The 11,624-nt window shown below is 61.8% G+C and carries 5 protein-coding genes; 1 reads left to right on the top strand and 4 read right to left on the bottom strand.

Annotated features, from left to right (window positions below; translation table 11 throughout):
- Window positions 1-298: 298 nt before the first annotated feature.
- Window positions 299-682 (top strand): HU family DNA-binding protein, encoded by a 384-nt coding sequence (locus tag CIW53_RS12500; RefSeq protein ID WP_149365070.1) that lies wholly within the window; start codon window positions 299-301, stop codon window positions 680-682.
- Window positions 683-869: 187 nt separating this feature from the next.
- Here the strand turns inward: CIW53_RS12500 and hppD are convergent, their stop codons facing one another.
- The 4 genes from hppD to CIW53_RS12480 all read right to left on the bottom strand — a co-directional run bounded on the left by hppD (window position 870) and on the right by CIW53_RS12480 (window position 11,617).
- The gene (gene hppD, locus CIW53_RS12495) at window positions 870-1,943 is read right to left on the bottom strand and encodes a 4-hydroxyphenylpyruvate dioxygenase (protein WP_149365069.1); all 1,074 of its coding nucleotides are present in this window, start codon (window positions 1,941-1,943) and stop codon (window positions 870-872) included.
- A 160-nt stretch (window positions 1,944-2,103) separates the two neighbouring features.
- The gene (locus tag CIW53_RS12490; RefSeq protein ID WP_207105465.1) at window positions 2,104-2,874 is read right to left on the bottom strand and encodes a 4'-phosphopantetheinyl transferase superfamily protein; all 771 of its coding nucleotides are present in this window, start codon (window positions 2,872-2,874) and stop codon (window positions 2,104-2,106) included.
- 8 nt (window positions 2,875-2,882) lie between these two features.
- Window positions 2,883-4,211 carry an MFS transporter gene (locus tag CIW53_RS12485; protein ID WP_149365067.1) on the bottom strand — a complete coding sequence of 443 codons (1,329 nt, stop codon included), beginning with the start codon at window positions 4,209-4,211 and terminating at the stop codon, window positions 2,883-2,885.
- Complete coding sequence (locus CIW53_RS12480; protein ID WP_149365066.1) at window positions 4,208-11,617, bottom strand: non-ribosomal peptide synthetase; 7,410 nt, start codon at window positions 11,615-11,617, stop codon at window positions 4,208-4,210. The genes CIW53_RS12485 and CIW53_RS12480 overlap by 4 nt, the downstream gene beginning before the upstream one ends.
- Window positions 11,618-11,624: the final 7 nt, after the last annotated feature.

Here is an 11,624-nt window from a genome sequence, read left to right as displayed (position 1 = left end):
TCCCGCCACAACATACGCGGAACGGTGTGAAGACGACGCGGGCTGCAGGCGCGCAGCGGTGGCGGAGCATGGTCGAGGCGGCAGCAGCATGCAGCCGGGGAGGGCCGCGACGTGGCGAAGGGCGTTCGTCCTGGACGAATGCCGGGAGTCCGGCCCGGGGGTCAGCACGCGCCGATCGGGAGGAAGAGCCGAAAATTGATGGACAAACCAGTTGGCGACACCGAAGAATTCCCCTACATTCGGCGTGCCGCGAGGCACTTTATCCATCCGTATCCATTCGACCAAGGGAATCCGATCCATGGCAACGACGCAGAAAGCAGCAAAAGGCAAGACGGCTGCCAAGGCAGCACCCGCTTCAGCAACTCACAAGCCGATCAAGGAAGCCCTGACCAAGTCCGGCCTGGTGGCACACATTGTCGAATCGAGCGGCGTGGCAGCGAAAGACGTGCGGGCCGTGCTCGCCGCACTTGAAGGTGCCGTGGCCGGATCCATCCACAAGAAAGGCGCAGGTTCGTTCATGCTGCCGGGCCTGTTGAAGATCTCCTCGGTCAGCGTGCCGGCCAAGCCGAAGCGCAAGGGCATCAACCCGTTCACCAAGGAAGAGCAGTGGTTCGCCGCCAAGCCCGCCTCGGTCAAAGTCAAGATCCGCCCGCTGAAGAAGCTGAAGGACGCCGCAGCCTGAGGCTGCGGGTCGCAAACTTTCGGTTTTTCGCAATGAGCCGCAACGGCTCAACTGCGTGACACATGGGATCCGGGCGGCAACCACCGACCGGATCCCTGCATCGAAACGAGGTTGCCGTACAGCCCGCAGCCCCGTCGCCTGGACCCGGTATGCGCTGGCGCGCCGGAAGCCCGCGAGGCACTCGCACTCAGTTGGAATTCATCTCCATCAACGCCAGACGGTCGCTCTCCACCGCATCGAACAAGGCGCGGATGTTGCCGCTGCCGAAGCCGCGGGCATCTTTCCGCTGGATGACTTCAAAGAAGAACGTCTGGCGCTTGTGCAGGGAGCGCGTAAACACCTGCAGCAGATATCCCCATTCGTCGCGATCCACCAGCACGTTCAGATCGCGCAGGTCATCCACGCGCTCATCAACCGGACCGACCCGGTCGGGCAGCATGTCGTAATACCGCCCCGGCGTAGGAAGCACTTCGACGTGATTCTGTTCGAGCTCACGCAAGGTGTTGACGATGTCGTTGGTGAGGAACGCCACGTGGTAGACCCCGGCCCCCTGGTTGAGATCGAGGAATTCGGCAATCGGCCCTGTCGGATTCGTCGCGAGTGGTTCGTGAAGGGGAAACTTGATCGACCCGGACTGGACCACCCGGGCATTCATCCCGCTACGATCCGTGTATACGACCTCGCGGTGTCCGTCTTCGAAATCGAGTACGCGCTTGTAGTATTCCGCGACCTTGTCCAGCGTTCCGGTGCGCAGGCATATGGCGACGTGGTCGATCGCGTCGAGCAGGAACGGCTTGGACTTGTCGGTCGTCTTGAGGGGGCGATAGCAATCCGGAAGTGAGTCCAGAAAAGACAGATCGTGCTGGATCAATGAATGCACCACGTCGTCGAATCCGCCGATGATGGCGCGAACCACGGCTGCCGAGTTCGAAGGCGACGGCTCCAGAATGGCTGGCGCACCACGGGAGACGGCATGGTCGAACACCCGTGCAGCATCGTCTACCCTGAATGCGATATCGCGGACGCCGTCTCCGTGTCGGGCGACGAAATCGGCAACCATATCCCCGGAGCCGGTCGACGAAGTGACGATGACGTGTGCAGTTCCCTGAGCCAGAACGACCGAATTTCGCCCCGAAAGCCCGGTCTCCGGACTGGCCTGCGCAATTCGCTCAAAACCGAATGTTTGCTGATACAGGGTTGCAACTGAATCGGCATCTTCGACCCAGAGCTCGATGGATTCAATATCACGCAAACCGATCATTGCATTTCTCCTTGCGATTTGTTGGTGTCATCGACTCGTAGTGAGCCCCCCGTCTCGCGGTAGTGCGAACCCAATACGATGCCAATCGGTTCATGCCTGTCTGCCATTTTTCGAAAGTCGAGTGTTGCAGGTGAAGAAACATTTCATTCCAGTGCGGTGGCTAATGGCTGCCATCAGTCCGTGGTTTGAAGCGCTGCGCATTGGGGCGCGCATAGCCTGGCACTACGCAACGAGTGAACACACGGTCTGCGTTCCAGTGGAAGCGGATCGGATAAGTCGAACCTTGCGGATGATCTGGCGACAGTGCGGTTAGCAGTTCGAGCATGAACGTTCCCGCGTCAGCATCCAGATGTACTGCCGTGACGTCGAGGAAATCGAAGTACCGCCCGACGCCCGGATAAAGTGCCTTGTACAGACTTTCCTTGCCCGAGAAGAGCACCGTCAGCCAGGCTTCCGGCGACATGCTGCCATGGCGTCCAAGAGCCAGCTCCTGGTCGGTAGCCAGTTGCCGCCGGACGTCGCTGGCCACCTCGACGGACATCTGCCGTTCGACGTCAATGCCGAGGGCGGCAATCCGTTGGGCGCATGCGACCGAAGCGATGGCGAAACCGTCGCAGTGGCTGATCGACCCAAGGAAGTTTGCGGGCCATACCGGTGCCCCGTGCTCACCGGTGGCGATCTCGACATCGCCTTCGAAGCCTGCAGTACGCAAGGCGCGTTGTGCGCACAATCGTCCGGCCAGGAAATCCACCTGGCGACGGAGGACCGCCGTCTTCAGCCTGGCCGGAAAGGGTACCTGCTCACGCAGTTGATCGAGCATGGCGCCGGAGTATTCATAACCCAGCTGCGAAACACTTGTGCCGTCCTCGAGCAGGGCTTCATGGGCGTGATGAACGGTTCGCTCAGGCGCGACCGTTCGACATTCGGTCATGTGGCAAGTCATGCCGCCTCCGGCAGGGCAGGCTTGGCATAGGTGCCGAAACGATTGATCCCTGGTGACAGCAGCCCCAGCAAGGCAAAACTGCCGATCGCACACCCGGACAGTGTCAGCAACGCCTCCAGCGAGTAGTGCGAAATGATCACGCCGCCCAGGGACATGGACACCGGCGTGAGGCCGAGCACCGCGAACATGACAATGCCGAGGACGCGACCGGCGAGCGTGGCAGGAACGCGTTCCTGTATCCAGCTCAAGGCGAGTACGCCGCCGTACGCAGCACTGAGACCGATCAGTGCCAGCGCCGGAGCCGCCGTGGCAAAGCTGGTGCTGTGACCGAGCCAGAACACGCAAATGCCGGCAAGCAGGTCGGTGGAGAACATCACCAGGCCAAGGCGTCGTTTCCCGGGCTTGGGCAACAACCCGCCACAGGCAAAACCGAGCAGTGAGCCCAGGCCATTGACGGCGTACAGCATGCCGTACGACAAGGCGCCATCGTGCAGGCGTTGCTCGGCAATTTGAGGGATGACGATCAGCAGCGGGCCGATCGCGAAGAAGCCGATGCAGCTCATGTACGAAGTGGCGATGCGCAGGCCGCGATCACGCCAGAGGTATCTGAATCCATCGGTGAGCCGGACGCCCACCCCGTTCGCATCCTCGGTGTGCTGCAGAGGCTGCAACTTGATCCTCAACAACAACAGGAGGGCGACGAAGATCGCGGCCGCGTTGAAGGCGAAGGCGAGAGCGATACTTGGAACGTCGGTCGTACCGGCCGGCGCCGCACCCGATGGCATGCCCCAGATCAACAACCCTGCCAGCACAGGCGCGAACAACTGGATCAACTGCTGCGACCCCATCAGGGCGCTGTTGCTTTGCTGGATCTGCGTCTTGTCCACCACCTGGGGCAGCAATGCCTGGCTCGCCGGCAATGCAAACGCCGTCAGCAGACCGAAGACGAAGGCGAATCCGTAGAGATGGCTCAGTTGCAGGTAGCCATACCAGAGATCCAGCGCCAGTGCGACGAGTGCCAGCATGAAGATCGTCCGGCTGACGAGCAGCACCATGCGCGCGCTGTAGCGATCGGCGAAACCGCCACTCACCAGCATGAACGCTGCACGAGGCAGGCTTTCCAGAGCCATGACCGCGCCCAGTGTGGCCGGATCCCTGGTCAAGGTCAGCACCAGCCAAGGCATGGCGATCAAGGTGAAATAGTCGCCCAGGCACGAGATGCCCGAGCTGGCCCACAGCCACAGATAATTGCTGTTGCGGAACAAGGAGCGAGGAAGCTCGTCCCCGGCGATGGGGTCAACCTGGGCCTGGATGGACGTGGTCATGCGACAGTCTCCTGCAAGAAATCCGTGGCCTGTGGGGAGGGGGCGGGCGAATGTGCGGCTTCTTCCTTGCGCGAGCGCTCGATCGCTGCTGCCATGGCACAACCGAGTTCGGCCACGCTGGGTTCCTCCATGATCGAAAAATGTGTCGCCTCGAATGATTCATGGCTGATCGGTTGTTCGACCAGGGCCTGGATCTCGGCGATGCGCTGCTCCTCGGTCCTGACATTTCGATTGAGGGTGCAACCGAAGTAGTGCACGCGCGCGGCCAATCGAAAACATGGCTGGTGGAAGTCGAGCCCGATCTGGTTGGCGGCCACCAGGTAGTTGAAATAATCGGTTGCGGAAATCTCGAGAACTCCGTTCACCGGTGCCACTGGCGGTAATTCAGGGTCATATTCGCGCATGAATTCACAAGCTTCCTCCGACGACAATTGCTGCAAGCTGGACAAACCTTTCTCATGATATTCAGCCGCCACGTCGGTTCCGGTGGAAAGCATGCTGTCGATCACCGCCAGCATGGCCACGGTCTCGCCCTTGTCTTCCAGGTGCGATGCGACCTCCATCGCGATAAGACCGCCGCTCGACCATCCGGCGAGGTAATAGGGGCCTCGTGGCTGCCGCTCGAGTATCTGCTCGATGTATTCGCCTGCCAGTTGCTCGACCGATTTGAACATCGGCACGCGCTGGTTTGGCAATTCACTGCGATGAAAGCCATGCACCGGCATATCCGGCGGCAAGTACTTCAGCAATGGCTGGTAGCAGAGCACGTCGCCGCCCGCTGCATGAAACACAAACAACGGAGCGCCTTCGCCTTTTTCGCGCAACGTGACAAAGGATTCGTCCGCGACCGCGAGATATGTTTCCATCTGAACGGCAAGCGCCCGTATGGTCGGTGCCCTGAAAAGGATCGATATCGGCAAAACTCTACCGGTCGCCTGGTGGATGGCGGACATCAATCGCACGGCATTCAGCGAATGGCCGCCCAGATCGAAGAAATTGGCGGTTACGCTGATCCGCTCGTGCTGCAGAAGATCCTGCCATAGGGACACCAGTTGTCGTTCCGCAGGCGTTTCCGGCGGGATATAGGTAGCCGATGTGTAAGCGCTCGTCTCCGGTACCGGCAGCGCGTGGCGATCCAGCTTGCCATTGGGTGTCAGTGGCAAGTTCTCCAACTGGACGAAGGCATTCGGGACCATGTACTCGGGCAGGCTTTCTCCCAATGCCTGGCGCAGGTCCGCATTTTCGAGTGTGTGTCCTTCCTGGGCCACCAGGTACGCCACCAGCCGTTTGTCGCCCGCCATGTCCTCGCGTGCGATCACCACCGCTTCGCGCACGCCCTCGCAGGCTGTCAGTGCTCCCTCGACTTCCCCAAGCTCGATACGGAAGCCGCGGATCTTTACCTGGAAGTCGTTGCGACCGAGATACTCGATGGAACCGTCCGGCAACCAGCGTCCCAGGTCGCCCGTCCTGTACATCCGTGCGTCCGGATCGTCGACAAAAGGGTCCGCCAGGAAGCGTTCGGCGGTCAGCTCAGGCCGGTTCAGGTAACCCCGCGCGACCTGGATACCGCCGATATACAACTCGCCTGCCACGCCACGGGGCATCGCGGCGCGATGACCATCGAGCACGTACATCCGGGTATTGGCGACAGGCCGACCGATAGGCACGATGCCCGGATGCAACGAAGCGTCGCAGCGCCAGTAGGTGACGTCGACGGCCGCCTCCGTCGGACCGTAAAGATTATGCAGCGCGACCTCCGGCAATACTTTCTGGAAGCGCACCTGCAATGGATAGGGCAAGGCTTCGCCGCTGCACAGCACATGTCGCAAGCCGCTGCATCGAGCTGCTTGGGCACCATCCAGGAACACCTGCAGCATCGAAGGCACGAAATGCAGCATGGTGATATCCGCGCGCTCGATCAGTTCGGCCAGGTAACCAGGGTCCTGATGACCGCCAGGTTTCGCCATGACCAGTTGCGCGCCCGCCAGCAACGGCAAGAAAAACTCCCATACCGACACGTCGAAGCCGAACGGCGTCTTCTGCAGGACGCGATCGGCCGATGACAGCTGAAACTGCGATTGCGCCCAAAGCAGGCGATTGACGACGCCGCCGTGTTCGTTCATCACCCCCTTGGGGCGGCCGGTCGAGCCGGATGTGTAGATCACGTAGGCAAGATGCGCGGGATGGAGGTCGGCGATATCGGGGTTATGGCTGGGCTCATGCATCCACGGCACGGTGTCGTCGAGGAGCAACGTCGGGATATTCACCACAGGCAGCCGATCGAGCACGGACCGCTGCGTCAGCAAGGCTGCCGGCGCACTGTCTTCCAGCATGTATGCCAGCCGATCTTCAGGGTAGGCCGGGTCCAGCGGCACATAGGCGCCACCGGCTTTGAGAATGGCGAGCAGGCCCGTCACCATGGCAAGACCACGTTCCACGGCAATCGCTACCGGTACATCCGGCCCCACACCGAGTTTGCGCAAGTGATGGGCAAGCTGATTGGCATGACGATTGAGTTGGGCGTAGGTCAGCGCTTCTTTTTCGAAGGTGACGGCAATGGCGTTCGGACTGCGCTCGACCTGGCGTTCGATGAGTGCATGCACACAGCATCGATCGAAACCCGGCATCGCCGCCTGACTGGCAAAGGCGGTCACCTCTCGCTGCATGGCTTCATCCAGGAGTGGAAGTCGCTCGATACGTTGTGTCGGTGTGGCGACAATGCCTTGCAAGAGCGTTTCGAACGAGGCACCCATGCGAGCGACGGTGTCGGCGCGGAAGAGATCGCGGTTGTAATCCCAGCAAGCCTCCAGGCCATCGGGCGTCTCCTGCATGCTCAACGTCAGATCGAACTTCGCATGGTGCGATTCGCCGGCGACGTCGACGACGTCGAGCCCGCCGAAAGGAATCACGGCGGCATCGTTGGTATCCAGCGAGAACATGACCTGGAAGAGCGGGCTGTGGCTCAGCGAGCGCTGCGGCCGAAGGCGGTCCACCAGCATCTCGAAGGGCACATCCTGATGCTGGAACGCGTCGAGGGCCACTTCCCGGGCAGCGACCAGCGCGTCGGTAAAACGCGGGTTCCCCGCGAGATCGTTTCGCAATACAAGGGTATTGACGAAAAAGCCGATCAGCGGCGCCAGCTCTTCGTGGCGGCGGTTTGCGATCGGTGTGCCGACCACGATGTCGGTATCGCCGCTCCAGCGCGCGAGCCATACGGCGAAGGCCGCCTGCAGGGTCATGAAAAGCGTGGCGTCGTGAGCTCGCGCCAGGCGCTTCAGCTCGACCAGCAGCGTTTCATCCAGCGTCTGTCGGTGGAGCGCGCCACGGTAGCGTTGAGCATCAGGACGCACGTAATCCAGCGGAAGATTGTGCAGCACCGGCAACGCTGCCAGCTGCCGTTGCCAGTAATGCAGCTGCGTTTCCAGCCGTTCGCCCTGCAACCACTGCTGCTGCCAATGCGCGTAATCGGCGTATTGCAGCGGCAATGCGGGCAGCGCCGCGTCGCGGTTCTCGATACGGGCTTCATAGAGCCCGGCCAGCTCCCGCAGCAGCACGACCATCGACCAGCCGTCGGCCGCGATATGGTGCAGGGTGAGCAGCAGTATGTGGTCGTCGTCGGCCACGCGCAGCAACCGCGCCCGGAGGAACAGGTCGGTGGCGAGATCGAATGGCCGTGAGGCCTCTGCGTCGAGATGTGCCTGGACGGCCGTGGGGCGCGCCTGGCCATCCAGGTTACGGAGATCATGCAACGGCAGGTCCAGCTCGAAGCTGTCGATGCAGCGCAGCTGGAACTCGCTGCCCACCGCCATCATCGGCGTGCGCAGCACTTCGTGGCGGCGCACGATGGATTCCAGCGAGTGACGCAACGCGTCTGGCTGCAACGAACCGGTGAGTCGCAGAGCGCAGGGGATGTTGTAGACAGCCCCCGCGCCACCCATCTGGTCGATGAACCACAGGCGCCGCTGCGCAAACGAGAGAACGCTATCGGCCTCGGCAGGCCGTGGTCGGGGTGCCGGCGAGGCCTCGGTGACCGCATGACCTGGCGGCAGCTCGATCAGCACAGCCTGTTCGCGAATGCTCTGCGCCGCGAAAAGCCGCTTCAGGGCGACCTCCACCCCGTAACGTGCACCGAGCTGATTGTGCAGGCGTGTCAGCAGCAGCGAGTGTCCGCCCAGCTCGAAGAAATTGTCGTTGCGGCCAATGCGCGCCACGCCAAGCAATTCCTGCCAGATGGCGGCAAGCGCGAGTTCCACATCTCCGGTCGGTGCATCGTAGTGCCGTACCACCACAGACGCCTGATCCGGCGCGGGCAGGGCGGCACGATCCAGCTTGCCGTTGGGCGTCAATGGAAATACCCGCAGCGCCACGAACGCGCTCGGCACCATGTAATCGGCCAGGCTTTTCGTCAGTTCGTCGCGTAGCTTGGCCACGGAAGGCTCGTGACCCTCGTGTGCAATCACATACGCGACGAGGCGTCTATTCCCGGGCTGATCCTCGCGGGCGATCACAACCGCCTGGCGCACCCCGGCGCAAGCGGTCAACCTTGCTTCGATCTCGCCAAGCTCGATGCGGAAGCCACGGATCTTCACCTGGAAGTCGTTGCGGCCGAGGTATTCCAGCTGGCCATCGTTCGACCATTTGCCCAGGTCGCCGCTCTTGTACATCCGCGCTGCGGGATCTGCCTGGAACGGATCGGTCAGGAAGCGTTCGGCCGTGAGGTCAGCGCGATTCAGGTAGCCGCGCGCAACGCCCGGGCCACCGACGTACATCTCGCCAGGCATGCCGATGGGCACCGGTCGGCGTTGTGAATCCAGCAGGTAGATACGCAGATCCGACAACGCATGACCGATCAAACTGCCTCGATCTGCCTCGATGTCCGCCTGTGTGAGCTCTTTGAAAGTGGCATGAACGGTGATCTCCGTGATGCCATACATGTTGATCAGCCGCGTACGCTGCGGATCGTTGCGCTCCACCCAGGGTGCAAGCGTGTGCAACTCGAGTGCTTCGCCACCGAAGATGATGCAGCGCAACTGGTGCGAAGTGCTGTCCTGCGCACCAATGAGGGCACGAAACGCACTTGGCGTCTGGTTGAGCACGGTGACCTGTTCGCGGCACAACAGCGCGTAGAAGTCGTCCGGCGAGCGGGCGCACGACAACGGCACCACGACCAGGCGTCCGCCATAGGCCAGCGCGCCCCACAGCTCCCAGACCGAGAAATCGAAGGCGAAGGAGTGGAACAGAGTCCATACGTCGCTGGCATCGAAGTGGAAATGCATTTCTGTAGAAGCCAGCAGCCGCGACACGCTGCCGTGTTCGACCATCACCCCCTTGGGCTTTCCGGTTGAACCGGAGGTATAGATCACATAGGCCAGATGTGCAGGAGTGAGGCCGGCGACGTCGGGATTGTGGCTGGGCTCATCCGCCCATGCCGCGTTGTCTTCGAGGAACAGGATCGGAAGATTCACCGGGGGAAGCCGGTCGAGCAGGGACTGCTGCGTCATCAGCGCAGCCGGTGCACTGTCCTCCAGCATGTACGCCAGCCTGTCCACGGGATAGGCCGGATCCAGCGGCACATAGGCGCCGCCGGCCTTGATGATGGCGAGCAGGCCCGTCACCATGGCAAGGCCACGCTCGACCGCGATGGCAACGAGCACGTCCGGACCCACGCCCAGCTTGCGCAAGTGATGGGCGAGCTGATTGGCGTGGTGGTTGAGCTCGGCGTAGGTCAGCGATGCCTTATCGAAAGTGGCGGCAACGGCATTCGGGCTGCGCTCGACCTGACGCTCGAAGAGCGTATGCAAACAATGCCGGTCGAAACATGGCGTGGCCGCTTCGCTGCCAAGGGCGAGCATCGCGCGTTGCGCGGCGGCATCGAGCAGCGGTAGTTGTTCGATGTGCTGCGTCGGCCCGGCGACAATGCCCTGCAACAGGTTCTCGAACGAGCCGGCCATGCGGGCAATGGTGTCGGCATCGAATAGCGCACTGCTGTAATCCCAGCAAGCCTCCAGTCCATGTGGTCGTTCGAACAGGCTGAGATTCAGGTCGAACTTGGCATTGACCGAGTCCGGTATGAGCGCTTCGGCGCTGATGCCCGGCAATGTCAGCGCTGCGTCTTCGTCGATGTCCTGCAGCGAGAACATCAGTTGGACCAGCGGGGCCAGGCCCAGACTGCGCGGCGGGTTGATGTCCTCCACCAGCATGTCGAACGGAAGGTGCTGGAACTCGTAGGCGCCGAGCGCGACCGTCTTCGCCTGTTGCAGGATGTCCGCAAAAGAAGCATCGCCAGGTACGGTCGTGCGCAAGGCGAGCGTGTTGGAAAAAAAGCCGATCAGCGGTGCCAGTTCATTGCGTGGGCGATTGGCGACCGGAGTACCGATGACGATATCGCTTTCGCCGCTCCAGCGGGCGACGAATACCGCAAACGCCGTTTGCATGGTCATGAACAAGGTGGTGCCCTGGCGCCGGCTCAATTCGAGCAACGCCTGGTGCAGCGACGGCGGCAGACACTGGCGCCACGACGCGCCGGCGTTGAGGACATGCGCAGGGCGTGGTCGATCTAGCGGGAGGCTGTGTGCGACCGGTACGCCCTCGAGCTGCTTGCGCCAGTACTCCAGCGAGCGATGCAGTCGATCGCCTTGCAGCCATTGCCGCTGCCAGGCGGCGTAATCCCCGTATTGCAGCGACAAGGGCGGCAGCGGATCCGCTTTTTCGTCACGAAATGCGGTGTAGAGAGTGGATATCTCGCGCAGCAGGTTTTCGACTGACCAGCCGTCGGATGCAATGTGATGCATGGTCAGCAGCAATACGTGGGCATCCGGAGCGAGCCGCAGGAGCTGCGTGCGGAGCGGTGGTTCGTGGGCCAGATCAAATGGTCTGACGACGGCTTCCTGCATGCGGGCACTGACCGCTGCTTCCTGCGAAGCCGCATCCAGGTCTGTCAGATCCTCGGCTACGAGCCTGATATCAAACTGCTCGCTCATCACCACGGCGACCGGCTCGTCATTGCGCAGTTCGATCACGGTACGCAAGATCTCGTGACGTTCCACCACCCGTTGCAAGGCGCGGCCCAGTGCCTGGGTATCCAGCGAGCCCACAAGGCGATAGGTCACCGGAATGGTGTAATTGGCATCGGATTCGGTCAGTTGATCGATGAACCACAGCCGTTGCTGGGTCGGCGACAACAATGCAGGGCCCGCAGGACGGCGCACCAGAGGTGGTTCATCCTCGCGCTGCTCGCCAACATCCTGTCGGAGAAAAGCGATGAAATCCGCCTTGCGGTCCGCGATGAGGGAGCGTCGCTCAGGCGTCAAGGCACCTGCGCTGGCCTTGCACAGCAGTTTGCCGTCCTGCACCGTGAGATAGATGCCGGCAGCGGCGAATTCTTCGATAACCTGGTGGATCAGCATGAGCGAC

The sequence above is a fragment of the Rhodanobacter sp. T12-5 genome (assembly GCF_008329435.1).
In the GTDB taxonomy this organism is placed as follows: Bacteria; Pseudomonadota; Gammaproteobacteria; order Xanthomonadales; family Rhodanobacteraceae; genus Rhodanobacter.
This window is presented reverse-complemented; position numbering and strand designations above follow the sequence as displayed.

Coding starts and splice junctions, on each gene's coding strand:
- CIW53_RS12485 (WP_149365067.1), bottom strand. CDS start 4,211: ATGACCACGTCCATCCAGGCCCAGGTTGACCCCATCGCCGGGGACGAG.
- CIW53_RS12490 (WP_207105465.1), bottom strand. CDS start 2,874: ATGACCGAATGTCGAACGGTCGCGCCTGAGCGAACCGTTCATCACGCC.
- CIW53_RS12480 (WP_149365066.1), bottom strand. CDS start 11,617: ATGCTGATCCACCAGGTTATCGAAGAATTCGCCGCTGCCGGCATCTAT.
- CIW53_RS12500 (WP_149365070.1), top strand. CDS start 299: ATGGCAACGACGCAGAAAGCAGCAAAAGGCAAGACGGCTGCCAAGGCA.
- hppD (WP_149365069.1), bottom strand. CDS start 1,943: ATGATCGGTTTGCGTGATATTGAATCCATCGAGCTCTGGGTCGAAGAT.